Origin of the sequence: Faecalimonas umbilicata (genome assembly GCF_004346095.1) — a bacterium.
GTDB classification, from domain to species: Bacteria; Bacillota; Clostridia; order Lachnospirales; family Lachnospiraceae; genus Faecalimonas; species Faecalimonas umbilicata.
The window spans coordinates 47,339-73,717 of record NZ_SLZV01000017.1; the positions used below are offsets into that span (position 1 = coordinate 47,339).

Genomic DNA, 26,379 nt, shown 5'->3' on the forward strand with positions numbered 1-26,379 from the left:
ATATGAATTATCTCCTTGGGACTTTATGCGCTCAAAACATTTTTAACTATAATAAATACAACCACTCCATCCTAAATTTTATTGTCAATCTTTGGTCCTATGTCAAGATTTAGTACAAGTTAAAATGAGGTTTTCCTCATCTTAACCTGCCAGCTGCAATTCGTCTTGCTGAAGCCTACGATACAGCTCTTCATAATCGTTTGGTGACATATAATCACAGTGACTATGAATTCGTTTCGTATTGTAGAATGCTTCCAAATATTCAAAAATCAAACGATATGCATGGTCATAATCTCGAATCTTAAACCGATTCAGCCATTCTCTCTTAATCAGGGAATGGAACGACTCGATACATGCGTTATCCCATGGATATGCCTTTTTAGAATAACTACACTGCATGGTTGCGGTTACACGTTTGTATTCTTTTGATACATACTGGCTTCCCCGGTCTGAATGCAGAATTAAAGGCTTATCGATATTGCGTTTTGCTTTGGCTTTCTTTATTGTTTCAATCACGCAGGATACCTCCAATGTTTTGGAAAGTGTCCAGGCAATGATTTTTCTGGAATATAAGTCCATGATACTGGTCAGATAAACAAATCCGTCTATCGTCCAGATATAAGTGATATCAGAACACCAAACAGCATTTGGACGTTCTGGATTAAACTGTTCATCAAGGATATTTTTTAATTCGCTGCTGAAGTCAGAATCTTTGGTTGTGATAGTCCATGGCTTGACCCACTGGGCTTTGATGCCCATTTGCTTCATATACTTACCAACAGTACGTTCGGAGATGATTTCTCCTGATTTACGCAATTCCTTGGTGATTTTAGGGGCACCATAATTCTGTTTGGATTCATCGTAAATATCCTGAATTCTAGCTTTTACGGCTTCACGTCTTTTTTCCGTATTAGAAGGAACACGTTTTAGCCACGCATGATAACCAGAACGAGAAACGCCAAGATGTTTCAACATTCCGGAGACAGAAACTCGGCGCTTCGCCTTATGGGCAGTTTCTGCCATCTCCGTAACTTCGAGATAAATGGCTTCTGTCATTTTCCTAGAATGTTGATTGCTTTTTTTAATACTTCAAGGACATCCTGTGCATCTCGTAATTCTCGTTTTAATCGTGCGATTTCTTTTGCTTCATCAGAAGCATAGTTACCGGAACCACGACTTTCAATATCACCTGTTTCGCGCAGTTTTTTCTGCCAACGTGATAATGTCTGCTGACTGATTCCTAAATTTGTAGCACAGCCCTGCAGTCCTAAGTTCTTGTGATCATGATAATACTGGACTGCATCCAGCTTAAATTGTTTGTCATAGTGCTTTGCCATAATGAGATCCTCCTTCAGTGCGGTACCTACATTGTACCATGATTTTTCTTATAAGGAATTCTCATTTTGACTTGTACTATTTATATTCTAACACCAAAGAATTCTATGAAATACCATATTCAAGGCGCGACGAAAGATTAGAAACATGGCTTGAAAAAATAGAAAATTTTAACATACCTGAGCTACAGACCTATGTTAACGGCATAAGAATTGATATTAATGCGGTAAAAAACGGGATAAAATTAAAGTATAATAATGGACTTGCCGAAGGAAGTGTCAACAAAATTAAAGTAATTAAGAGAATTATGTATGGACGAAATAGTTTTGATTTATTAAAAGCAAAAGTGCTTTTACACGAGCAATTTCGCTGTGAATTCAACTAACAATGGAAAGAACCTATTGAGCGTTTACGATGATACGGTCAGAAAATTCGTTAAAAAAAGACCTTAAAGAATTTCTCCTTCAAGGTCTTTTCACACTCATTTTCTTTGTATTATTTTTTATACCTGCCATTCTCCCCACGCTAACGACTTTTGTTAAAAAGAGGATAACGAAGGTTGTTAAGTGACAAATATATTATTCAAACTCGCAAAGTTCTATTTGCTTTGTAGTTCTTCCCCGTTATTTCAGCTTTAGAACAGTTCGTTTTTGAACTGTTTTGCATATATTCTCTACCTTTTCATTTAATTCTATTGTCATTTTATTGTCAGCAATATGCTATATATCAAAATCAACTAATAGTCTTAAATGCTATAATACTTATACAACATTTCAATTCCCCTACAGTCAGGAAGTTGTAGAGAACAATATCTTATTACCCTACCTTGGCTTGCCTATAAAATAGGCCACCTTTGATAAGTAATAAAAGGAACATTACTGTTGTCGCATATGGTTCTTTCGCCATAGCCAAAAACAAAACAGCAATTATACTGATTCCTACAGATAAGTCAGTAATCATCTTTTTTCCCTTTTCGAGTTTGAAATAGACCATCAGCATTTTCACGATTCCTATTGTCGCTAAACTGATATACAATGCCCAATATATTTTGATAATGAGAGTATTGTTATTTACATACCCAAGGAGATTTACCGAGTAAATATAACTATTAATTGGCTTGGGATATAGCGGCAGAAATATCAACATCAGAGAAAGCAAGTCAACAATCCCCAATAATAAGTCGCATAAACTATTGAGATTTGATTTGTTTTCTTTTTCTGCTATGAAAATCAATTGATCTCCAGATAACAAATCATCAATGGATACAGAAAAATATCTAGATATTTCTTTTAACGAATCTATACTTGGGTACCCTCTTCCAGATTCCCATTTTGAAATAGCAGTTCTAGAAACAAATAATGCCTCGGCTAATTCTTCTTGTGTCAAACCTCGGATTTTTCTTAATTCCTGAAGTTTTTCATGAAATTCCAAAATCTGCACCTCCCATTCCAATTCTATTTTTCCTTTATTACCAACATAACTGTCGCTTTATAAATCAAAACCAATCCGGTACTTAGTAGTACACCGCCTACGATATCCGTGAACCAATGCACTCCGGCAATCAATCTCCCAATCACCATGAATCCCGAAAAAGCTAGTGATACAATTGTTATGATTCTTTTCGCCACATCACCAGACAACCTGCGCTGGATTTGTTCAATAAAAACTGGCATCACACTCAATACCAATAATGTAGTTGAAGATGGATAAGATGCCTCCATTCTTCCTTCTATTAAAATTGGTCTGTAATTGATTGGTATAATTTCGAAAATCACATATGCCAAGATCACAACAGCAAAATATACCCCTAAGATCATAATATCTGCATCAACCTTGAAAATACTTCTTCTTTTAATCAACTGAATCAACCCAACACCCGCGAAAACCAAACATACAACGATAGGTACCAGGCCCATCCAATCAGTAATTGTATAAATCACCTTATTCACCCCTATCAAATGGTGAAACCAGCAATTGAATGTTGCAAATCCAATACTGGTTTCATTTTGACCAACAGATTGCACATCCACCATCTGAATCAGCGCTGTCCATAACACAAACATTGCAAGGAATACACTTCCAAGTAATAAACATCTTTTTTCGTTCTTTTTCATCATTTTACATCCTTTCTGATTTGGTTTGTCTTTCTAACACCTTCACCTTATCCAAAAGCATAAAACAATGGAAGAAACGTTCTTTCACATATGTGACACGATTCGTGTCACTCCCTCAAATGCTTATTTTTCAATATATTCTTCTGATTTTCTATCGCTGCAAATTCAAATATGTTGCTTACATTATACTTCATCAAAAAAAGAAATGGAAGTTTTTTGTGCTAGAGTTTCTGCTTACATCTTGTAACGCACATTTCCACAAATTCTATTTTACCTTTCCTTGTATCACATTACTTATAGAGCATTCACCTAATTCTCAAAGGCCTGCCAAAGCTATTTTCTCTCTTCGCCTATATAAATCTATTCTCTCTGATTTACAATTCCAAAAAACAATGTCTAGACTTTGCTTTTTTAGCATAAATTTTATTTCTTCATCCCTTTATCTCCCCTCTCTATCTATACGTCTCTTCTTGATTTTTTGCTTTGCATTTGCCTGTTCCAAATGCTTTGCCACTTCTATCGCTTCCTTGACCTTATTTTCTCCCAAAACAGTTACAACCCGATCCATATCATATGCCACATTCAACAAAGCTACATTCTCTTTCTTTATAACAGATACTTCCTCTCGCAACCGTTCTACACGATTTTCAAGATCCATATTTCGATCGGATAGCTTTCGATTTCTGTCTTTTAACTCCAAATACTTGCTATATAATGACTGTATCATGTTTGCAACTTTTTTCAATAGAGGGAATATCCTCTTTCGATAAGATTTTGCTGACTCTAAAGTTCCAGCTTCTGGCAACCATTCTTCCGGGTAATATCCATACTCACGTGCATGCAAGTCAACAAGTCCAGCTTTTGAATTTAGTGCAGAAAATCGTTTCTCTAAAACTTCTGTCTTTTTAATTACTGCCTCTCTCTCTTTTTCTACCTGTTCTTTTTCCTTTTGGATTTCATCCACACATTCACTGATATCATGTAAATCATGCTCCAATAAATTCTTATGTTCCGTTAATTCTTCTACTTCCTGTTCTCGAACCTTTTTCTTGTAATCCAATACAGAAAGATGTGGTTCATGAGTTCCTTTCTGATCCCATTCTATCTCATTTTCTCTCATGACCATGGCTAGTTTTTCCTTTTCCGATTGCACCCATTGATTTAACTCTGTCTCACTTCTCGATCCACCTTTAAATCCTAATGACGATAAGGCTTGTTTTAAAGATACTCTTGTATCAAGTCCTCGCTTACTTCCTGCAACATAGGGAATAAAATCAATATGTAGATGTGGCGTTGCTTCGTCTAAATGCAGATGAGCAGCAAATACTCTCAACGTAGGATTTCGTTCCTGAAATCCTTTCATGTATTCATCTAATATCTTTGCAGCAAGTTGTCCCTCCATCGTTTCTGATCCCATATTGTCTTTATCACCGATCTGAAGGATAACCTCATGAAATAATTTTTCTTGTTTCCCGGAACGTATCTTTTCATAGTAATCATCTATCTTACGATCTTTTCGAGTCTGTTTATCGTTGTAACGTTTCAAGGCTTCGTCAAATAATTCATGATATACGTCTTTGATATCTTCATTACAATATTCAACATTCCAATGGGTTCTGTTCGGATCCGTATTCTTTGCATGAAATTTTCTACTGTTATGGTTCAGGGAGCCTTTCCCTGTCATAAAACTAATCGTCCTCTTCAATAAATCTCCTTTCCTTCATTTTAAAACGCCAGATATGGCGATCATGTTTTGTTACTTTTGTCAAAAGTAACGCAAAAGCACTTTCGACAGCCTAACGTCCATCAAAAGTACCCTTGCGCCCTGCCGGGAGCTTTCAAATCAGCCAGCACTGTATCGGCTACACCCTACAGCAATTCTCCTTGTTTGGTATCATACAGGTGCGTGCCACGCTCCTGTTCTATATTCCCCAAACAAACATCACCACCGATAACTGGCTGACACTCCACGCTTATCTAAATATTCCTGTCGTGCTTTCTCCTGCTCTTCCTCAGAAGGAGCCGTCTTATACTTCGTATAGAGTTCATGTCTGACTAATGCATCCAATTTTTCTTCCAAGCCATTTCGAATATCTTCTTCATACTGATCATCTGAACCCAGATGATAAAAGATCAATTTTCGAAACAGTTCATAATCAATCTGTACTTTTTTCATCACTTCACTCCTTTTTAATCAAGGTGGCAAGATTCCCTATTCTTTAAGATATGGTAATCTTGCCATCTTCCTTTACTCTTCTTGTAACATCCAGAACCATTTATTCCCTATCTTCACAGAATCAATCTGTAATTCCTTCTTCGCATTCCAAAGTGTTTTCTTTTTAATTCCTCGTTCTTCTGCTTCTTCCGCTATTTTTGCCTGTTCCATTGATCCATTTGCTAAGATCTCTTTTAAAAATTCTTTCGCACTTCGGATCTTTTGCCCTCGCCCATCACCAGACAATAAGTCCTCTGCACTGATGTCATATTTTCCAATCCAATGAAATCCTTTTTCTTTGTCTAATCGAAAGGCGATAGCATCTCCTTCCGGAGCAAGAGAACTCTTTACATGACAGATCACTCGGATTTCCGGTTCATCTTTCACTCTTCCAACAATCAACACGCTTCTTGCTGCCGCTTGAAAGTCAATAGAACCCAATCCACGATAGGATGATTTTCCATTACTATTTTTATTCATATGACCGATCAGAATAATGGCACATTGATATTTTTCTGCTAATACAGAGATTCTTTTCATCAATGGGCGAATCTCATTTGCCCTATGCATATCAACACCAGCCCCTAGAAAGCCTTGAATTGGATCTAATACTACAAGTCTTGCTTTCGTCTGTATGATCGCTTCTTCCAGCCTTGCATCTACCATTGTTAATGGCTGATCCTGATCATCAATTACCAAGACTCTGGAACAATCTGCCCCTGCCGCTAACAATCTTGGTTTGATCGTATCGCCCAGTCCATCTTCAGCTGTTTGATAAATCACATTGATTGGCTCTACACCTGTCTCTTCAGATTTTCCTTCGCTTGTCTCACTTAATATTGCTTCTCCTTTTGTTAATTTTGCTATGATCTGCAACACCACAGTAGTCTTCCCCTCTCCAGGATCTCCCTGAATAATGGTGACCTTCCCATATGGTATGAAGGGATAAAAGAGCCATTCGATTTCTTCCACTTCAACCTGATCCATGTGGATCAATTTCAGGCATGGTTCTGCCTTTTTTACTTCTCTATAATTATCTTCCATTTCCACCTCCTGCCCAACCGGGCAAGTCCCTGGCAAACAGAATTTAACAATTGTTGCAACAACAATTTTGTGATATACTCAAGTTGTTAAGGTGATATATCAGTTATTCTGATGATCAGGGAACTTGCTCAGATTATTTCTGGGCTTTTTCTTTTTTCCTTTTTTCATAGTTTCTTTCTTCTGCAAATGCATTTAATATCTCCAACATTGTTCGAATAGGTGTAAATAACTCTTCATCGGCATCCTCTAATGTAGTTAACCTTTTTAGTTCCTCTTCAATCCCTCGAAGCTGTTTTCTAAACTGTACTAACATCAACGGATTTCCTACTGCTGTGACTTTTTGATGTAAAACACTTTCAATGATATATTCTTGTCTCGTCTGGTATCCACAAAGCTTTACTCTTAAATTCAGCTCTTCATTTTCTTCCGGAGACATTCGAAACGCTATGGTTACATTACGCCACCGATTCTTGTTATCCCTATTTTTTTCACTCATCCAGATATTCCTCTCTTTCCTGATTTAGATTTTCCGCCATTTCTGTTTGGATTGTCGGGAATAAATGCGCATATCGATATGTGATTTCCACACTTTCATGCCCTACCCTTTCTCCAATTGCCACCGCAGAATATCCCATATTAATCAACAATGACACGTGAGAATGTCGTAAATCATGGATTCGTATTCTCTTCACTCCTGACAACTTCACACCACGATCCATTTCATGATGAAGATAGCTTTTTGAAATTTGGAATATCCTGTCATTTTCATTTAAACCATACAGCATTCCTATATACGCTTCTAATTCTTCGCTTAAAAATTCCGGCATGGTGATTATGCGATTACTCTTCACAGTCTTAGGATCCGTAATAATATCCTTCCCCTCTAATCTTTGATAAGACTTATTGATCCGGATAGTACAAGCCTGAAAATCGAAATCTGCCGGTGTCAGTGCTAACAACTCTCCCATACGCACTCCACACCAATATAAGATTTCAAATGCATAAAAGGAGATTGGCTTATCCGCCACCGCTTCAATGAACTTCATATACTCTTCTTTTGTCCAGAAAAGCATCTCTTTTGTTCTTTCTTTTCCCATAGATCCTGCCTTGCGTGCAGCATTGCTTTTCAAATCATAGAAATTAACTGCATGATTCAAAATTGCACTCAGCTGATTATGGATGGTCTTTAGATAGACCTGTGAATAGCCTTCTCCTTGTTTATTCCGATAGTTCATCATGGTGTTCTGCCATTGCCGAATATCGGAAGGTTTTATTTCCTGCAACTTCTTTTTCGAAAAATATGGGAGAATCTTTTTTTCTACAATATGCTTTTTCGTCAGCCAGGTATTATATTTGATTCTGGATTTGATATCATTCAGATAAAGATCTACAAAATCTTCAAAATACATATCCAGACTCAAATTCTCCTTTAATTTAAACGCTCTTTCCCATTCCTGGGCATCACATTTACGTTTAAATCCCCTTTTCGTCTTCTGCTTTCTTACGCCGGTCCAGTCCTTATAATAGGTTCTTACCTCGTAAGTATTTGACTTTTGGTTTTTGATTACTGTCAAAACATCACCTCCTGCTATTTCATTTCGTTCATACCGTAAACTCGTTCTTCAAAATATTTACGGCTGATTTTTCCTTTGACAACAACGAAACCTTTTTGTTCCAATTCCGCATTTAACTGACGGATCAAACGATACGCATAGGAATCAGATACTTCTAATTCTTTCGCTACTTCTTTTGCTGATATAAATAATTTACTAGCCATCTATATCCCTCCTTTCTTTTTCAGTTCATTATCGAACGGTGTATATGCATCATAACATTTCATTCCCGTACTGTCAATAGAATAATTTCAAAAATGAACGGTTTATTTTTATATTTCATTTTTGAACTGTTTATGCTATACTTTTAAGTAACAATCAGCAAAGGAGTGTTTTCCTATGACAGTAGGTGAGAAAATAAGAAAATTCCGGATCAATCAAGGATATACACAGAAAGAATTGGCAATCATGTCCGGATTGAGCGAATCGGCAATTAGAAATTATGAACTTGGGAATCGTTTTCCATCATCAGAACAATTGGAAAAAATAGCAAACTCATTAAAGATCAGTCCATACGCCATGTCTGATCCAAACTTTGATACTTATGTTAGTGTCATGCACGCATTATTTGCTTTAGAGGATCAATATGGTCTGCACGCCTACCGGGATGAATCCGGCGTACCACAACTCATGTTTAAAGACAAAGGACACGATTCTTTAAATATGCTGGATCATATTGGGGCATGGGCTGATATGTACCAGAAATTCAGAAATGAAGAGATTACAGAAAAAGAATATTTAGACTGGAAGAGCCAATTCCCAACTAAATAAGAAGAAATTATTTACAATAATATTAAAAAAGTATTGTCATTTGATTGTCAACGGACATAGAAAGAGCCAAGAAAGCCCGTAAAATAGGCATTTCTTGGCTCTAATATATTATTCAAATTCAATCGTTCCCGGTGGCTTACTTGTCAGATCGTACATGACTCTGTTAACGCCCCTGACTTCATTGATAATTCTGTTCATTACCTTATTCAGTACTTCGTAAGGAATCTCTGCTGCTTCTGCAGTCATGAAATCAACTGTATTTACAGCTCTGAGCGCTACTGCATAGTCATAAGTTCTCTCATCTCCCATAACCCCAACGCTTCGCATGTTTGTGAGACCTGCAAAATACTGTCCGATGCTGCGGTCAAGTCCGGCATTGGCAATCTCTTCACGGTAGATTGCGTCTGCATCCTGAACGATTTTTACTTTCTCAGCATTTACTTCTCCGATGATACGGATTCCAAGTCCCGGCCCCGGGAATGGCTGTCTGTATACGAGATATTCTGGAATTCCTAATTCCAGTCCTGCTTTACGTACTTCATCTTTGAATAAATCGCGAAGTGGCTCGATAATCTCTTTGAAATCTACGTACTCAGGAAGTCCTCCTACATTGTGGTGAGATTTGATCACAGCAGATTCTCCGCCAAGTCCGCTCTCTACTACGTCTGGATAAATAGTTCCCTGTACTAAGAAATCAACCGCTCCGATTTTCTTTGCTTCTTCTTCAAATACACGGATAAATTCTTCTCCGATGATCTTACGCTTGCTTTCCGGCTCTTCTACACCTTTTAGTTTCTCATAAAAACGTTCTTGTGCGTTGACACGGATAAAGTTCAGGTCGTAGTTTCCTTCTGGTCCGAAAACTGCTTCTACTTCATCACCTTCATTTTTACGAAGAAGACCGTGATCTACAAATACGCATGTCAGCTGTTCTCCGACTGCTTTGGAAAGCATTACTGCTGCTACAGAAGAGTCCACTCCACCGGAAAGTGCGCAGAGAACTTTTCCATTTCCAACTCTTTCGCGGATTGCCTGAATAGATGATTCTACGAAAGAATCCATCTTCCAGTCTCCGGAGCATCCACATACATTGTATACGAAGTTGGACAGCATTTTTGTTCCTTCCTGTGTATGAAGTACTTCCGGATGGAACTGCACTGCGTAGAGTCCTTTCTCTTCATTTTCAACTGCCGCTACCGGACAGTCTGCTGTATAGGCTGAGATTTTGAAATCTGGTGCTGCCTGCTCGATGTAATCGTTATGACTCATCCAGCAAATCGTCTTTTCAGATACATCTTTAAATAATTTCGATGTCGTATCTACATTCACTTCGATTTTTCCATACTCGCGAACTGGTGCCTTACATACATGTCCGCCCAGCAAATGCATCATCAACTGAGATCCGTAGCAGATACCAAGAACCGGAATCCCCAGTTCAAATAACTCTGTGGAATATGTCGGTGAATCTGCTTCGTATGCGCTGTTCGGTCCTCCAGTCAGGATAATTCCCTTTGGATTCATTGCTTTTATTTCTTCTATATCTTTTTTGTAAGAATAGATTTCACAGTATACATTACATTCTCTTACACGTCTTGCAATCAGCTGATTGTATTGCCCGCCAAAGTCAAGAACGATGACTGTTTCATTTTTCACTATGTTTCCTCCTTGCATTTTTTCATTTCTCTTGATAACAATTCTGACACGCACTTCTTTCAGTATTCTTAGCTATAAGATTTCCTGATTTGCATGCCTGTCAGTTCCCTGCAGTTGCTCTTTTTCCTGCAAACTGTCTGTGATGTTCTGTTGCCAATGTCATTATTATAAAGTAGGTTTTGCTGTTTTACAAGTTAAACTATCACTTTCCTTTTGCATTTCTTCTTTTCTTCCATATTTTTCCAAAAAATCTACTTCTTTTGTATCAATCCTACATGTATTTGCCATTTTATACTGTCGCCTTATGCTTCCATTTTCCACCCAGATATCGAATCACAAAGCAGATAGCGCGGAAAATCCAGTCGATGACCATTGCAACCCAGATTCCAAATACGCCTAGTCCCATGTACTTTCCAAGGACATAGCTAAACGCAATCCGGAAGATCCACATGGAAAAGATCGACATATACATTGTGTACTGGACATCTCCTGCTGCACGAAGTGTACACGGAAGCGAAAATGATAATGGCCAAATCGTCACAACTGCAACTGCATGGAACAAAAGAATCTGCTCCGTTGTCTGTGCTGTGAGATCTGATAAATGATATACCTTTAAAATAGTAGGAATCAGCAGCGCAATAATAATATTTTCAACGATCATCCATGCATAAGTGATGATATGTAGTTTTCTTGTGTAATATTTTACCTGCTCATAATCCCTTGCTCCAACACACCTTGAGATAACAGTAATGATTGCCAGATTAATTGAGATTCCCGGAAGAATCTGGAACATTGCCACTGCATTTGAAACCGCATTCGCCGCAATAGCATATGTTCCAAAAGTAGATACCAGACTCAATACAAGAATTTTCCCCAACTGGAACATACTGTTCTCCAGTCCATTCGGAACACCGATCTTTAAGATATTTTTAACCATCGCACCATCAAATCGATAGCGGAATGTTTTTTCCAAGTGCAGCACTCTCTTGGAATTACATAAAAGAATGGTGATCAGAAGCGCTGCAACTGCTCTGGAAACCAGTGTAGGAATTGCCACACCTTCTGTTCCGCAGTGGAAGCCATAAATTAAAATTGCATTTCCACTCACATTGATCACGTTCATGATCATGGACACGATCATCGGTATTTTCGAATCACCCATTGCACGGAAAATAGCGGCTCCTCCATTATAAAGAGCAATAAACGGAATGGATGCAGTTACGATCACCAGATACGTATTGGCATGCGCCATAACATCTGCCTCTATTTTTCCAAATACACCGTGTAAAATAAAACTCTTGCATAGATATACAATCGCGGTCACTCCCACCGCACTGATTGTGACAAACCACACAAGCTGTCCCGCAGATTTACAAGCTTCTTCCTCCCTCTTCCTTCCAAGATACTGACCCGCGACAACAGCCCCACCGGTTGCCAAAGCCGAAAAAATATTGATAAGCAGTACAACGATATTATCAACCAAGGATACGCCAGACACTGCCGCCTCCCCGACACTCGCCACCATAATAGAATCTGCCATCCCTACGAGGACAGCTAAAAATTGTTCGATAATCAGCGGAATGATCAACGCAACCAGCGCTCTATTATCAAACAACTGCCTTTCTTTACTTATTTTCATCTCTCATCTCCTCCTACCATATGTATTGTCATAGTCCCGATTTATCTCTTGCAACACCCAACCTGATTCTGACAACTCACAAAGTACAGCGCCTCTCTTTGCCGCCCCTTGTGCTTTATCAGATATTCATCTGACTATTTTATTATACGTCTGAAAAAAATAACAGACAAGGCTCTTTTTCTCTTCCCTAATTTTCCCCTCTCTTTTCCCTGCGCCTTCCATTTGCATACATATAGTTCTCTCTTGACGCTCTTCTCTTCCTCTGATAAAAAGAAGCGGAAAAGGAATCTCTACTATAGTCACAATAGGTATTCCTAATCCACTTCCGAAAATACTTTTCTATTCCCCCTGCTGTTTCTTATGAAAGTTTTGTCTTTCCGATCATCAGGTTCAAAATCTCCACATCTGTCTGTTTCATTCCATTTTTTCCCATATAGCCGACCGCCTTTACAGTATCTTCCGCATTCTCCATGACAATTCCATCTCCGGCTTCAAAGCGGATACCTCTCATTGCCATCTCATGTCCTAAAATTGCTGACTGAAGCGCAGAGGAAATCTTTGCCGCACAGCTTGGCTTCGCACCGTCACAGACCATCCCTCCAATATTTGCAATCGTATTGATCACGGTATTTTCAATCTGTTCTTCATCTCCCCCACATAAATATGTGATTGCCGCGCCCGCTCCTGCCGCTGCACATACCACTCCACAATAAGCTGAAAGAGCACCAATATACCTCTTTTGATCCTGAGCAATCAAGTTGGAAACGCACAATGCTCTCAAAAGTTCTTCTTCTGTCTTCCCCTTTTCTTTGGCATACTCGACAACCGGAAGAGAACAAGTCATTCCTTGATTTCCAGAACCTGCATTGATAATCACCGGAAGAGAACAGCCACTCATTCTCGCATCGGAGCCTGCCGCTGCCCTGGAAATCATTTTCCACTTCAGCTGATCTCCTTCTTCTTCCCTGATAATCTTTCCAATCTGAGCTCCCCATGTATTTTGAAGGCCTTCCTCTGAAATCGCATAATTGTATTCAATCTGTCTCATCAGGACATCTTTCACATCCGCAATCTTCACTTCATTTGCAAAAGCCGTAATATCTTTGATATTCAGACAAGATTTATCCAGCTCATGTGCTGTAAATTTTTCTTCATTCTCATATACCACTTTTTGATTATGCTCAATTCTTGTAATGTTTGTATGTGCATGTTCAATTCTAACTGCCGCCTCTTCGCCTGCTGCCCATACCCTCACTTCAATATAAAGGTTTGCAGTCCCTTCTTTTAATTTACACTCACAGTATCCCTCTTTGAAAAGCTGCCGTGTCTTTTCCCGGTCTTCTTCAGAAATACTCTGTAAAACTTCTAGTTCTCGATCTGCCTTTCCTCCGACAATTCCTAAGATAACCGCAGCCTCTACGCCTTTCATTCCTCCGGAATTTGGAACCTTTACCCCTTTTACATTTTTAATAATATTTCCGCTGCATAACACTTCCACTTTCTCCGGAAACTGCCCCAGCTCCGTTCTCGCCACCGCTGCTGCATACGCCAGAGCGATCGGTTCTGTACAGCCCAACGCCGGAACAAGCTCGCTTTTCAAAATTTCTACATACTTCTGATACAATTCCTGGTTCATTTCCATCCTCTTTTCTAACTGTGATTTTTCCTGTTTCTACCTTCTCATTCGTTTTTTCTGCCTTGTACTGATATAAATCATATCAGTAGTCATACCAGCTCTTTCTTCTGATAATATCACTAATATGATTAATCGTCAATCAAGAATCCTTTCTCAAATAAAATACAATCATCTCTGATAAATATTTACTTCTCTCTTTTTGTTCTATATGATTCATGATATAATTTCTTACTGCAAACACAAGGTTTTATAGCACGATCTATTTTCCAAATTCATTCATGGATAAGGATGGAATCTCATTAAGACTATTTATTCAAAACAAAGGACTTGAGCATTATGAGCAAAAAGAATTTAAAAGAAATTGTATATGATTCGGTATTGAACAGCATTTATTCCTCTGAATACCGTGCAAATGAAATTATCACAGAGACTTCACTAATTCAAAAATACGGTTACAGCAAGTCACCAATCCGTGAAGCTTTGACTGCCCTCTGCCACGAGGGCGTTTTAAAAAACATTCCAAGGTGTGGTTACCAAGTGATCGCACTCACCTCCGAGGACGTCCAAAAAATGTTAGAATATCGAATGGTACTTGAAACCGGGATGCTGCGCCTCTGCTTCGACACTATCACTGAAAAACAGCTTTTGCATCTTGATGAGCTCTCTTCTCTCTGCAGCAAAAATACCGAGGATGTCATGGAGCATTGGATTTATAATATGGATTTTCACATTGCACTGCTTTCTCTCGGCGGCAACGACTATGCCTGTACTCAGCTGAAAAGCTGTATGAATATGCTATGGCGCGCCTATGCACAATTACACTGGAATAAATGGAGCCACTATAATATCCCGGCTGATATGAAATATCACGATTTAATTTTAGACGCAATCCGCCAAAAACGCCTGGAGGACGCGATTCATTATCTGAAAGAAGATTTAAATGACTTTGGAACTTCCTCTTCTTAAAAGTATGTAGCCTGACATAAAATCATCTCCCTTCTCACAAATAATCTATATCATCCATAATTGTGTTAAGGGAGATGATTTTCTAATATCCCTCTCTAGAAATGATATTTTCGCAATGCCTTCCGAAACGGTTAATATCTATGCGCAATGTGCAGATATTTTTCCCTCGTCGCCATTCCTCCCCGAATATGACGCTCTGATTTATTCTGATCCAGAACTTTTCTTGCACTCACTGCAAGCGCAGGATTAATTTGAAGCAAACGATCAGTTACATCTTTATGTACCGTACTTTTACTTACTCCAAATTTTTTCGCAGTCTGCCGCACTGTTGCATTTTCTTCAATAATATAATGCGCGATCGCAGCGGCACGCTCTTCGATATAATCTTTCACAAATATTCCCCTAGATACATCTTTTTACAATGTATGTAGGGGAAATAAAGATTATGCTAAAACAGTTCAAATAACGATGACATGCCAAAAAGCACATCATTCGGTAGACATAATCCATATGTTTTTGCGAATATATTTATAAATTCATTTGACGACTCTTCACATCCCATCTATTATCACATTGTGGAAAATAACCTCCATTCTTACCACGTCTGGCATAAACATCCTCTCTTCCCCAAAACATAGAAAAGAAGCGTATTGCCATCCCTTCTGTAATAAACATCGGATGAACAATACGCGCCCCTTGGTCAAGATCATACTCTTCTGTGTTTTCTATTATCTCTTCAAAAGGATTAATCTCCTCATATGGAATATTCTCTTTTTTCAGTTTGTCTTTTAATAGCCTGTTTTCATATTCAAGTAGTCTAACGAGTCTTCTTAATGCTTCTGTATCATATGCTTCTATATTCATACCTGGCACCTGCAATTCTCAATACACAACTTCCATTTTATAAATATGGCTGTATCGTAAACACCGTCTGCTCTCCAACCTTTTCACTTACCAATTCAAACAGATTTTCTTGCGTTGCAAACAGATTCTTCGGATTTCTTCCGATAATCAAATACTGATTTTTATCATCTAATGAAATATGTTTCCTTGTATCATCATTCAATAAAATATCTGCATTATCAATGACAACCAGTTTCCCCTCTATCTGTCTGATTATTTCTTTTATATCTTTCTGATAGTCATAATTATCCAAACATAAAATTCTGGGATTAACTGCCATACATTCTCTGATAAATGAAAACGTTGCTGTCTTTCCCGTTCCTGAATCTCCCATTAAGATTGTTATATTATTGGTAAATGTAAAGTCCACTACAAATGAAGTATGCACTGTTGAAAAATGCTCCATCACAACTGGTTTACTCTTCATTTTCCCACCACTCCTTTAGTTCTTCATAATCCTCGATCACTTTACATTCTCTACTCGTCTGAGCCTTCACCTGTTCCATGTCAAACGGAATCATTGCATATTCGCTATATACATTTCCAACATCAAAACTATATAATATTTCCAAAGCATTATTTCCACATTCTTTCAGGCAAAACACCTTATCCGGAAAATACAATACATTCAATACAGTTTTACATCCTGTGGAAAGTTGATCTGTATTCAATGTAATATCTTCAAATCGTGATCGAATTTTATATTTGCTGAGAAGTTCTGAGCCGTCTATCATTTGAATATACTTTGCAGCTCTCTCATCCAGTTTCGTTGCTGTATTCTGATTAAAAAATATGTCATTCAGTTCTATATATTCTTTATCCTGAGGTATGTCTTTCTTATTTTTAAAAATCGTTATCATACCACTACCTCCAATCCAACTTTCGGAAGCTGTAGTTTCAATGAGCTTCCAACATAGATCCGTTTCATTTTATTAAACACAGACAGTCTGTTATGATCTAGTCCGCAGATGTCGTCTTTCTGACGCTCTTTCCATTCACAGCAAGACTTTATCCAACATTCTCGTAGCGTTCCTTTTGACACTTCGAATCCGGTATTTCTTGTCAAATCGAATAATAGCTTTGCTGACAATTGCTCGATATTATGTTCTTCAATATTTTTATCATAATCTACAATTTCTCGCATTCCTTTATAATCAAAATTATCATTTTGCAGAGATTCTACAAGTTTGTGTCTTGCAGCAATTGCTTTGGCTCTCTTTTGCAAGAATTCATCCTTCGGAGCATAAATCCATTCTATCAGTTCTTGAAATTCTAAAAGAAGATACTCAAAACAAATAATGTCCAACAGAAAAACATTTTCTTTCTCATCCACATATTTCTTTAATCGTTTCTTTTCCATAACAATCTGCAGATTATCAAAAGAATTATCAAAGAGAATGATATATCTATTCTCAGCATCCTGTAATGTTCTTACGGCTTTTACCAACTCACTATTATTCTTTTTACTTTCAACGATTACATCGGAACAAAGTTGTTTCATGAGGTTTAGCCAAAATGTATAACTTGCTTTTCCTTTTCGATCTTCTATCCACAAAAAAGTTTTAGCCATGATTCTTTCACCTGCTTTCTTTGTTCTATTTTAACCGATTTTCTTCTATAACACAATGAAATCACCCAAAGAAAAAAAGACTGCATTTCTGCGACCTTTCTCTATACTTTAGTGTGAAAACGATGTGATATTGGCACATCCATTTTGTATGTGCGAGTGAATTTTCTTTCTTCGCCATAAAGCACCTTTCTTTTTTTGCAATATAGCCTGAACAACTTTATTGTAAACGGAAAGGTAATAAGTCCACAACAATAGGCGAGCTCTATTGAACTCGCCCATTTTATATCCTTCTCTTTAATCCATATAGCCGCCCTTCATCGGCGATACTGCATTCTCTGAAAAGATTTTTAATACTCCTTGGGTATGTTTTGCTACATAAGGTTTCCAATTTTTCCTTCGTTCTTCCAGAATCGCTTCCACCTCTTCTGGACTTTTTTCTTCTCCTCTGATTCCTATAATTTGTAGTATCCTATTTGGAATGTCTACCTCTATCAAATCGTTTTCTTCAACCAATGCAATCGGGCCGCCATCCGCTGCCTCTGGCGAAATATGACCAATGGCTGGACCTTTCGATGCTCCAGAAAACCTTCCATCTGTTAACAATGCAATGGATGCACCTAACTCCGCATCTGATGCAATCGCTTCTGTCGTATAAAACATTTCTGGCATCCCACTCCCTTTTGGTCCCTCATAGCGAATAATTACAGCATCTCCTGGTTGGATTGCATGAGTCAATACCGCATGGATCGCCTCTTCTTCACAATCGAATGGCCGTGCTTTTAATACTGCGTGAAACATTTCTTTCGGTACTACAGTATGTTTTACAACTGCTCCATCTGGCGCCAAATTTCCTTTCAAAATTGCAATACTTCCATCTGTCCCAAACGGTCGGTCAAACGGTCGAATCACATCCTCCCGTCTCAATCCTACTTTTGCAAGATACTTGTCACATTTATCATAAAAGCCATTTTTCTTTAACTCTTCTAAGTTTTCACCCAATGTCTTTCCAGTTACAGTCATCACATCCAAATGCAGACTATCCTTGATTTCCTCCATAATCGTTGGAACCCCGCCAGCATAATAAAAATACTGAGCCGGCCATTTTCCAGCAGGTCGAATGTTCAATAAATAGTGGGCACCTCTGTGAATTCTGTCAAATGTATCCCCATCGATTTCAATACCAAACTCATGGGCAATTGCCGGCAAATGAAGTAATGAGTTTGTTGACCCCGAAATTGCCGCATGTACCATGATTGCATTTTCAAATGACTTCATCGTTACAATCTTATCCGGAGTCAGATTATGTTCTGCAAGCCATACTGCCTGCTTTCCTGCCTCACGTGCTACTGTACAAAGATCAGGACTGGTAGCAGGCATCAAAGCACTGCCCGGCAGCATCAGACCCAATGCTTCTGCCATAATCTGCATTGTGGAAGCCGTTCCCATAAAAGAACATGCCCCACAGGATGGACACGCATTCTGCTTATAAAAACTCAGCTTTTCTTCTGAAATTTCTCCTCTTTCATACATTGCACTATACATGCCGATCTGTTCCAATGTCAAAAGATCCGGCCCCGCATCCATAACGCCTCCAGTGATCACAATCGAAGGAATATTGACACGACCAATTCCCATCAGATGTGCCGGCATTCCTTTATCACAACTGGCAACAAATACTCCTCCATCAAAAGGTGTCGCATTGGCATGAATCTCAATCATGTTGGCAATCATATCACGAGACGGCAGGGAGTAATTAATTCCATCATGCCCTTGTGCTTCTCCGTCACAAATATCTGTCGTAAAATATCTCGCCCCATATCCCCCTGCTTCCGCAATACCTTTTCTGGCTTCTTCTACCAATTCAAATAAATGTCCACTTCCCGGATGACTATCACCGAAAGTACTTTCGATCATAATCTGTATTTTTGACAAGTCTTCTTTTCCCCAGCCTGTTCCCAGACGAAGTGGATCCAGTTCCGGTGCTATCTTTCTTAATTTTTGACTTCTTAATTCCATAGAAATACTACCTTTCTTCGTACTGTATTCTCACATTTTACACAAACCCCAATCTACTTTCTACTAGAAAAATTTATTTTTGGAGCAGTGTAAATGTCTTCGCAGTATAATCTGACTTCATCACAGGCATCGGCAATCCCGCATACATCAGACATGCTCCGGACAATTCCAGACCAAGCTCTGGAATCTCATAAGTCTTATCTTCCTCTAGCCCTTGTAACTTCACATAAATAATCCCTTTATTCGCACTTGTTTTTAACTGTACAAAAGTGAAAACTGCTTTGCTCTTATCTCTTGCCACAGACATAAATGCGACAAATTCCTCTCCCAAATCAGTCAAACGATAATACTCACCAAATGCACTTACATCTGCATATTTTTTGTAATATTCAATCTGTTTTTTTACAGCTTCTTTTTCTTCCTCGCTCAATTCATCTGGATCCAGTTCATATCCAAATGTTCCATAGTATGCTACAGAAGCTCTTGTATCAATCGATACACTTCGTCCTGTTTGCTGATTTGGGCAAACAGATACGTGTGACCCCATGGTACAAGGAGGATAAAAGAAAGACGTCCCATGCTGAATTCCAATTCGCTCAATCGCGTCTGTATCATCCGAACACCAAATTTGTGGTGCATAATACAATACACCTAGATCAAATCTTCCTCCGCCACCACAACATCCTTCAAATCTAACGTCTGGAAAAGCTGTGGTAAGTTTATCCATCAATTTATAGAATCCTAATACATATCTATGACAAAGTTCTCCTTGTCGGTTCGATTCTAAAGCTGTTGAATAACGATCTGTCATACTTCGATTCATGTCCCATTTAATATAATCAATCTGTGCATCCTTAAATTCATCATAAATCTGTTGGAACATTGCTTCCACTACTTCATCTCGGCTATAATCCAAAATCAACTGATACCTCTGCCATGTAGGATTTCTTCCCGGAATTTTAATGCACCATTCTGGGTGCTCTTCATATAATTTAGAATCTTCACTTACCATTTCTGGTTCAATCCAGATACCAAACTTTAATCCAAGATCATGAATTTTTTTTGAAAGGCCTGCGATACCACTTGGCAATTTTTCTAAGTTGCATTGCCAATCTCCAAGCCCTCGAAATTCATTTGTTCTTCTTCCAAACCACCCGTCATCCATAACAAACATTTCAACACCCAATGCTTTCCCTGACTGGGCAATTTGTATCAGCTGTTCCTCATCAAAATCAATCATCGTAGCTTCCCAGTTGTTTAACAAGACAGGACAACGCTGATCCTCAAATTTTTCTGGAACCAAAAAGTGTCTTACTACATCATGATAGTTATGGCTTAACCTCGTTAACCCTTCTGAGCTAAATGACATAACAGCTTCCGGCGTTGTAAAACTTTCCCCTGGCTGCAATTGCCATAAAAATGTATCTGGATGAATTCCCGCAACCATTCTCGTTTGCTTGAAATCATTAACTTCTACCGTAATTGCAAAGTTTCCGCTATAAACAAGCGCTGTTCCATAACAGTTTCCTGCTGTTTCTGTTGCATCTTGATCGCATAACACAATCGTAGGATTGTAATAATGACTGGAAATCCCTCGGATACTGTCCACCACTGATTTTCCATGACGTACCGCTGTTCTTTGAGCATTTCTCTCATGTCCCCAACTACCATAAAAATCAATCTGATCCATACGATCAGTTGGAAATGTCAGACATGTAGAATGTGCTGCATTTAGGAAAATCGTTGTATCTTCCATATTCTGAATAATCGCATGTCTTGTGATCACATCACATGACTCCAGTACCCCATACAACAATGTAACTTCTACTTTTGTTGCCACGTCTCGCAAAACAACTTCCAAAGTCATCCAATCTCCATCTTTTTGACGCAAAGACGGCATTTCTTTCATTATATATTTCCCATCATAGATTCGATGTGAAACATAACGAAAATCAATGCAATTAGATCCATCTGCATGTATTACACTACACGCAGATGTTTTAAAATCAGATACTCCAAATCCTGGATATTCCTGCTCTAACAAATCAAGACACAACGAACGATCCTTCTTCATTTCATAAGGATTCGCTTCAAATCCGTGGCGCAGACGAACTGGCAAGTAATCGACAGATTCATTGACCTTTCTTCCATAATATAAATGTTCCAAAAAGCCAAATTCCGCAATACGAAATTGATAGCTTGTATTTTTTGTATTTAATAGAAATACCTTTTTTTCTTCATTAAAAACAATTCCCATTGGTTCCTCCATACTCTGCAAATTATTTCACTGCACTGTCGACCATACCTTGAATGAAATATTTCTGTAAGAACAAGAACAGCACAATGACAGGTAAAATTCCGATAAATGCTGCCGCCGCCGCTCCATTCATGTTTGCAGCATCAGCAGAGAAAAATCCCGCAATTGCCAGTGTAACTGTTTTTACTTTTGGGGACTGCAGCAAGTACAGTGCAAACTGATAGTTGTTCCAGCAAAACACCCCTGTAATGATGATCACAGATGCAGTAACCGGTTTTAGCTGTGGCATAATAATCCTAAAAAATGTCTGAATCGGTCCACAACCATCGATCGCTGCCGCTTCCTCCAGTGCAACTGGAATCGTAGAAATAAAGTTAGCATAAAGAAAAATACTGGTAGGCAACTGGAAGGTTACCAGAGCAACTATGATTCCCCAATAAGTATTGATTCCTCCAACATCCGCCATAAAGGAATAAAGTGGTACAAGAATACTTAAAGGCGGAATCATCATAACACCCATAATAAAGCCCTTTATCCATTTATTTAATTTGCTTTTGTTTCTGGAGATTGGATAAGCAGCCATTGCTCCGATCACTACGATTAAAATGATGGATAGCCCAGTAATCAATATTGTATTTTTCAGCGCTAAAAGCATCCCACTCTTATTTAAGGCAGTATAGATATTTTTCAGATAGAAATAACCCGGAAGCACCCATCGTGATGAGTGATCATAAGGCGATTTAAATGCCAGTCCTATCACCATGTAAATCGGTATGATATGGATGAAAACAATGAAGATGGCCAAGCAATATTTCCAAAGATTTGATTTCTTTTTATTCTGCATTATACATCCACCTCCCGTTTATCAAAAAATTTCATTACAACGTTACTAACAACCATGATCAACAGGAATGCAAAAATACCAATTGCCGAAGCATACCCTGCTGACTGGGCAGAGAAATACTGATTCGTTACCAATGTAGATAAGGAATGTGTAGTAAATCCTGGTCCGCCACTTGTAAGCGCCATAACCAGATCAAACAATTTCAATCCACCAATCAGGTTCAAAATTGTGGAAGATGAAATTGCCGGCATCAACAATGGAAATGTAATATGTTTAAATCTCTGCCAGGAACTGGCGCCATCTAACATTGCTGCTTCATAGTACATATTCGGCACATTCTGAAGCCCTGCCAAGTAAATAACCATAGATACCCCGACAAACTGTAATGAGTTTACCATTACAATAATTGCAATTGCTGCACTAGAGTTGGCCAACAAATCTACTGGTTCATGTCCAAGTAACATAATAATGTCATTCAATGCTCCTCCATCATATTGGAACAAGAAATACATAATATATCCCATAATCAATGGTGCAATCATCACCGGCATATAAATAACAGTTCTTACGATAGAACGACCTTTAAATTTTGTGTTCAAAAACAATGCATACGCCAATCCCAATACATTCTGAATAATTGTACTTGCAATACCGTACACCAACGTATTTACTAGTGCCGTTCGAACATTTGCATCCTGAAATAATCGAACATAGTTATCTATCCCTACAAACTTCATTGTTTGAGAATATCCATTCCAGTTGGTAAAGGATATTCTAATACCATGCAAGAATGGATATATTACAAATACAAGGAATAATACAATTGCAGGAATATAAAATAAATTAATCGCTGCTTTTTTTTGTACTTTCATTTATTACTCCTGTGCTTTTTTCTCTTCATAACTATTCTTCATTTGTGTCACTGCTTCTTCAGTCGCATTGTCCTGTCCAGACAAAATTGTTCCACCTGTTACACAAAGATCATTCCACATTCCACTTGGAAGATATTTTCTATCAAAATAAGGAATGTTCAAAATCTCCGCATTGTTTGTATATTTTTCATAAAATGGTTCCAGACGTCCTGTGTCACTTTCCACATTATCTAATCCAGATGGCATTCCACATTTTGTTGCCAATTTTGCACAAATATCTTCTCTGGCCATAAACTCCATAAATTTCTTTGCTTCTTCCGGATGCTCTGTTGTCTTTGACATACCAATTGCAAAATGTTCACCTGTCATCAAAGATGTTTTTAATCCATCCTCTCTTGCTGGCAATGGCATAAATCCCATCTCTGTATCAGGATTCTGTACATAAATTTCAGAGATACCGCTTGCTGAATGGAACATAAATGCCGCCTCTTCTGCTGCCAATGCTTTGACACCTGTCATAAAGTCAGCTGTTACAGCATCTTTGTTGAAATATCCTTCCGCATTCCAACTTGCAACCTGATCTACAACAACATTCCATTTTGACCAGTCAAAGGAACCGTCTAAAAGCGCTTCTTGGTTTGCCTCATCCTCATTTGTAATAAAAGTAGGAGCAATAAAATCCATCAAGTTACCAAACGTATAACTATCTTTTCCACCCATCTGAATTGGTGTTTTACCAATCGATTTTACTTTCTTACACGCTTCATTGAAGTCATCCCATGTCTTCAGGTCATCCACATTGACACCTGCTTCTTCCAATACATTTACATTGTAGATAATACCTGTCAGATCCATATCGATTGGAAGTGTATAAAGGTTGCCGTCTTTGTCTGTGATCTGCTCTTCTATACTGGAAGAAATGTGATCAGCAAATCCAAAATCGTTTAATGGTTCCAAATACTCAGCATAACGAGCCACTGCCCACCCATGAGTTGTCCAAACATCCGGCAACTGATTAGATGCCATTCTTGTTTTCATAATGTCTGAGAAGTTACTTCCAGGCATGATTGCTTCTACACCAATCCCTGTCTCTTCTGTAAATTGTTCACAAACAGCCTGTACTTCGTTACTAATTGCCTCACCGTTCAAGTTATATAGAAATTCAAGTGTAACGTCTGTCTCCTGTTTTTCTTTTTTTGCAGTTGTTTCTGTTGTTTCTGTTTTTGGTTCTTCTGGAGCTTTCGAACACCCAGCTGATGCAATAGCCATCGTTGCAATCAGCATTGTCACAACTAATTTTTTCATAAATCTTTTCCATTCCTTTCATAATTTCATATCATCGCCGGCTTTTTGTAAGATGATTGTATCACGATAGGTTTTTAACTAAAAGTGACTCATTTCTACACTTTGGTACTATTTTCTACGATTTTATTGACTCGAAAAGTATATTTAAATATACTTCTCTCAAGGAGGGACACACAATGCACAAATCTCAAAATTTTCAAAATAAATCCATCATTATCTTTCTCTTAAGCATTATCATCCCTATTATGATTCTGTCTTCCTGCCTTGCTTACTACTTGCAAAACAAGATTCAGACTCAGAACAAAACTTATTTTTCTACTACGTTGTATTCTATTTCCAGCAATATGAGTACCTACTTTTCTGACTTAAAGAGATTAACCCTGACACCATATATTTATGATGATATTATCAATTTCTACACAGCAGTCGACAATGGACAATATACAAAAAAAGGCCCTGAAAACTACAAGGTGGAGACCTATCGTAAAAACTATATTTCGTGCATCCAACGTTTACTGATAACTTCTCGTGAGGATATTCTGGCGATTTCTTTTCTACCTCAGAATCTAAACAACCAGATGATTCTTACCACAACAAAAAATAAGGATTTGATTGAAACTTCTGATTACGTTTACAGAAAAGAGAACTGGTTTATTGACAGCTTTATCTCTGAAGAACCTTTTCGCTATTCTATTTCAAAACCTATGCCATTTATGTCTTCACCTTCCAGGGTGATTTCTTCTTTCCATACGGTAAAGAATATTTATACAAAACGAAATATCGGTGTCATCCGCATTGATTCCTCTTTGGACAATATCCAGGAGATGTTCCAAAATGTAAAATTAACACCTCACTCTGGATTTATTATCGCTGACCAAAGAGGAGAACCACTTTACCATGTTGGAAATTTAGACGAAGAGACCGTGCCTTACTTGTTAACGAAAAATGGTAAGATTCGAACATCCAGTGATACTTATACACTCTATCGAAAGAATATTGACGGAATGCCTTGGACATTAATCTTTTTGTCTTCCGACAAAGACAATCGACAAACGATTATTTTTATTTGGACACTGGCCGGTGTTTTGAGTGTTTTGACAATGCTCTTCGGTTGTTTATTCTTCCGAAAGAATTCACGGAAAACAACTTTCATGTTAAATTCAATCTTAAACACAATGGAATCTGCATCGGAAGGAAATTTAAATGTTCATGTTCCACAAGAAGTTCTATCAGATAAAAACTTTTTTGTGGCAAAAGAATTTTTTATGATTGGAGAAAATTTGAATAAAATGATCCATCAACTGGATCTCTATATCCAGCGTTCCTACAAATATGAGATTCAACGGCAGGAAGCCGAATATCGCGCATTGCAAAATCAAGTCAATCCTCATTTTCTATACAACACATTAAACTGTTTCCTATCTCTGAATCGACTGGGTATGAAACAAGAATTGGAAAATGGTATTTTGCAGCTAACACATATTTTCCGTTATACATGCAACAATGAAAAAATGACAACTGTAGAAAAAGAACTAGTATAACGAATATTAAATAATTGCTATATCAAACGGATGCCGCTTCCTCTTCACTGATTTCATCCATTTTATATTTCCAGTGATAAATCAC

General features: G+C 38.1%; 28 protein-coding genes and 1 pseudogene. 4 read left to right on the forward strand and 25 right to left on the reverse strand.

The genetic code is table 11. From position 1 onward, the window contains the following. Positions 1–141 precede the first annotated feature (141 nt). Positions 142–1,056: an IS3 family transposase gene (locus tag EDD74_RS08940; protein ID WP_116441487.1), complete on the reverse strand. Its 915-nt coding sequence runs from the start codon at positions 1,054–1,056 to the stop codon at positions 142–144. Then, positions 1,053–1,337, reverse strand: a complete 285-nt coding sequence (locus EDD74_RS08945) for a transposase (protein ID WP_174704845.1) — start codon at positions 1,335–1,337, stop codon at positions 1,053–1,055. The genes EDD74_RS08940 and EDD74_RS08945 overlap by 4 nt, the downstream gene beginning before the upstream one ends. 38 nt (positions 1,338–1,375) lie before the next feature. Here EDD74_RS08945 and EDD74_RS15650 point away from each other — a divergent pair, with 38 nt between their 5' ends. Further along, positions 1,376–1,720 carry a transposase gene (locus EDD74_RS15650; protein ID WP_116441489.1) on the forward strand — a complete coding sequence of 115 codons (345 nt, stop codon included), beginning with the start codon at positions 1,376–1,378 and terminating at the stop codon, positions 1,718–1,720. Positions 1,721–2,151: 431 nt separating this feature from the next. Here the strand turns inward: EDD74_RS15650 and EDD74_RS08955 are convergent, their stop codons facing one another. From EDD74_RS08955 to EDD74_RS08990, 8 genes are all read right to left on the reverse strand, one after another. Next, positions 2,152–2,766: a helix-turn-helix domain-containing protein gene (locus tag EDD74_RS08955; protein WP_116441602.1), complete on the reverse strand. Its 615-nt coding sequence runs from the start codon at positions 2,764–2,766 to the stop codon at positions 2,152–2,154. A 23-nt stretch (positions 2,767–2,789) separates the two neighbouring features. Continuing rightward, positions 2,790–3,449 carry a phosphatase PAP2 family protein gene (locus tag EDD74_RS08960; protein ID WP_217256719.1) on the reverse strand — a complete coding sequence of 220 codons (660 nt, stop codon included), beginning with the start codon at positions 3,447–3,449 and terminating at the stop codon, positions 2,790–2,792. A 439-nt stretch (positions 3,450–3,888) separates the two neighbouring features. Next, a complete protein-coding gene (locus EDD74_RS08965) occupies positions 3,889–5,133 on the reverse strand; it encodes a plasmid recombination protein (RefSeq protein ID WP_116441491.1) in 1,245 nt (414 codons plus the stop codon). A gap of 258 nt (positions 5,134–5,391) precedes the next feature. Beyond that, positions 5,392–5,625 (reverse strand): hypothetical protein, encoded by a 234-nt coding sequence (locus tag EDD74_RS08970; protein ID WP_003019356.1) that lies wholly within the window; start codon positions 5,623–5,625, stop codon positions 5,392–5,394. 72 nt (positions 5,626–5,697) lie between these two features. Next, entirely contained in the window at positions 5,698–6,708 is a 1,011-nt protein-coding gene (locus EDD74_RS08975) for an AAA family ATPase (RefSeq protein ID WP_016439644.1), read from the reverse strand. A gap of 133 nt (positions 6,709–6,841) precedes the next feature. Further along, positions 6,842–7,204, reverse strand: coding sequence for a plasmid mobilization protein (locus tag EDD74_RS08980; RefSeq protein ID WP_116441492.1), 363 nt, complete (start codon positions 7,202–7,204; stop codon positions 6,842–6,844). Beyond that, positions 7,197–8,282, reverse strand: a complete 1,086-nt coding sequence (locus tag EDD74_RS08985) for a site-specific integrase (protein WP_116441493.1) — start codon at positions 8,280–8,282, stop codon at positions 7,197–7,199. The genes EDD74_RS08980 and EDD74_RS08985 overlap by 8 nt, the downstream gene beginning before the upstream one ends. A gap of 14 nt (positions 8,283–8,296) precedes the next feature. Further along, positions 8,297–8,485, reverse strand: coding sequence for a hypothetical protein (locus EDD74_RS08990; protein WP_003019365.1), 189 nt, complete (start codon positions 8,483–8,485; stop codon positions 8,297–8,299). A gap of 175 nt (positions 8,486–8,660) precedes the next feature. Here EDD74_RS08990 and EDD74_RS08995 point away from each other — a divergent pair, with 175 nt between their 5' ends. Then, positions 8,661–9,092: a helix-turn-helix domain-containing protein gene (locus tag EDD74_RS08995; RefSeq protein ID WP_116441494.1), complete on the forward strand. Its 432-nt coding sequence runs from the start codon at positions 8,661–8,663 to the stop codon at positions 9,090–9,092. 108 nt (positions 9,093–9,200) lie between these two features. Here EDD74_RS08995 and guaA read toward each other — a convergent pair whose 3' ends face one another. From guaA to EDD74_RS09010, 4 genes are all read right to left on the reverse strand, one after another. Further along, positions 9,201–10,745: a glutamine-hydrolyzing GMP synthase gene (gene guaA, locus EDD74_RS09000; protein WP_008976837.1), complete on the reverse strand. Its 1,545-nt coding sequence runs from the start codon at positions 10,743–10,745 to the stop codon at positions 9,201–9,203. 165 nt (positions 10,746–10,910) lie between these two features. Continuing rightward, positions 10,911–11,033, reverse strand: a complete 123-nt coding sequence (locus EDD74_RS15495) for a hypothetical protein (protein ID WP_016439638.1) — start codon at positions 11,031–11,033, stop codon at positions 10,911–10,913. Position 11,034: 1 nt separating this feature from the next. Then, positions 11,035–12,384, reverse strand: coding sequence for an MATE family efflux transporter (locus EDD74_RS09005; protein ID WP_116441495.1), 1,350 nt, complete (start codon positions 12,382–12,384; stop codon positions 11,035–11,037). 358 nt (positions 12,385–12,742) lie between these two features. Further along, positions 12,743–14,020 (reverse strand): L-cysteine desulfidase family protein, encoded by a 1,278-nt coding sequence (locus EDD74_RS09010; RefSeq protein WP_116441496.1) that lies wholly within the window; start codon positions 14,018–14,020, stop codon positions 12,743–12,745. 336 nt (positions 14,021–14,356) lie between these two features. On the opposite strand from EDD74_RS09010, the gene EDD74_RS09015 reads away from it, so the two are divergent. Then, the gene (locus tag EDD74_RS09015) at positions 14,357–14,986 is read left to right on the forward strand and encodes a GntR family transcriptional regulator (RefSeq protein ID WP_116441497.1); all 630 of its coding nucleotides are present in this window, start codon (positions 14,357–14,359) and stop codon (positions 14,984–14,986) included. A gap of 131 nt (positions 14,987–15,117) precedes the next feature. On the opposite strand, the gene spoIIID is transcribed toward EDD74_RS09015, so the two are convergent. The 11 genes and pseudogenes from spoIIID to EDD74_RS09070 form a co-directional block, all read right to left on the reverse strand. Continuing rightward, positions 15,118–15,378, reverse strand: a complete 261-nt coding sequence (gene spoIIID, locus EDD74_RS09020) for a sporulation transcriptional regulator SpoIIID (protein ID WP_008976841.1) — start codon at positions 15,376–15,378, stop codon at positions 15,118–15,120. A gap of 136 nt (positions 15,379–15,514) precedes the next feature. Beyond that, the gene (locus tag EDD74_RS09025) at positions 15,515–15,850 is read right to left on the reverse strand and encodes a TOTE conflict system archaeo-eukaryotic primase domain-containing protein (protein ID WP_008976842.1); all 336 of its coding nucleotides are present in this window, start codon (positions 15,848–15,850) and stop codon (positions 15,515–15,517) included. Positions 15,851–15,887: 37 nt separating this feature from the next. Continuing rightward, the gene (locus tag EDD74_RS09030; protein WP_116441498.1) at positions 15,888–16,316 is read right to left on the reverse strand and encodes an ABC transporter ATP-binding protein; all 429 of its coding nucleotides are present in this window, start codon (positions 16,314–16,316) and stop codon (positions 15,888–15,890) included. Further along, complete coding sequence (locus tag EDD74_RS09035) at positions 16,306–16,749, reverse strand: DUF4869 domain-containing protein (protein ID WP_008976844.1); 444 nt, start codon at positions 16,747–16,749, stop codon at positions 16,306–16,308. The genes EDD74_RS09030 and EDD74_RS09035 overlap by 11 nt, the downstream gene beginning before the upstream one ends. After that, on the reverse strand, positions 16,746–17,459 hold the full coding sequence (locus EDD74_RS09040; protein WP_116441499.1) for a hypothetical protein: 714 nt from the start codon (positions 17,457–17,459) through the stop codon (positions 16,746–16,748). The genes EDD74_RS09035 and EDD74_RS09040 overlap by 4 nt, the downstream gene beginning before the upstream one ends. Positions 17,460–17,553: 94 nt before the next feature. Then, a pseudogene (locus tag EDD74_RS09045) lies at positions 17,554–17,637 on the reverse strand (IS200/IS605 family transposase); the annotation flags it as partial. 116 nt (positions 17,638–17,753) lie between these two features. Continuing rightward, a complete protein-coding gene (gene ilvD, locus EDD74_RS09050) occupies positions 17,754–19,475 on the reverse strand; it encodes a dihydroxy-acid dehydratase (protein ID WP_116441500.1) in 1,722 nt (573 codons plus the stop codon). Between the two features lie 73 nt (positions 19,476–19,548). Then, positions 19,549–21,732 carry an alpha-galactosidase gene (locus EDD74_RS09055; RefSeq protein ID WP_116441501.1) on the reverse strand — a complete coding sequence of 728 codons (2,184 nt, stop codon included), beginning with the start codon at positions 21,730–21,732 and terminating at the stop codon, positions 19,549–19,551. Positions 21,733–21,754: 22 nt separating this feature from the next. Beyond that, positions 21,755–22,576, reverse strand: a complete 822-nt coding sequence (locus EDD74_RS09060) for a carbohydrate ABC transporter permease (protein ID WP_116441502.1) — start codon at positions 22,574–22,576, stop codon at positions 21,755–21,757. Further along, the gene (locus EDD74_RS09065; RefSeq protein ID WP_008976849.1) at positions 22,576–23,448 is read right to left on the reverse strand and encodes a carbohydrate ABC transporter permease; all 873 of its coding nucleotides are present in this window, start codon (positions 23,446–23,448) and stop codon (positions 22,576–22,578) included. Before EDD74_RS09065 ends, EDD74_RS09060 begins: the two co-directional genes overlap by 1 nt. 3 nt (positions 23,449–23,451) lie before the next feature. Continuing rightward, positions 23,452–24,753 carry an ABC transporter substrate-binding protein gene (locus EDD74_RS09070; RefSeq protein WP_116441503.1) on the reverse strand — a complete coding sequence of 434 codons (1,302 nt, stop codon included), beginning with the start codon at positions 24,751–24,753 and terminating at the stop codon, positions 23,452–23,454. A 176-nt stretch (positions 24,754–24,929) separates the two neighbouring features. On the opposite strand from EDD74_RS09070, the gene EDD74_RS09075 reads away from it, so the two are divergent. Further along, entirely contained in the window at positions 24,930–26,294 is a 1,365-nt protein-coding gene (locus EDD74_RS09075; RefSeq protein ID WP_242990103.1) for a sensor histidine kinase, read from the forward strand. Positions 26,295–26,379 lie beyond the last annotated feature (85 nt).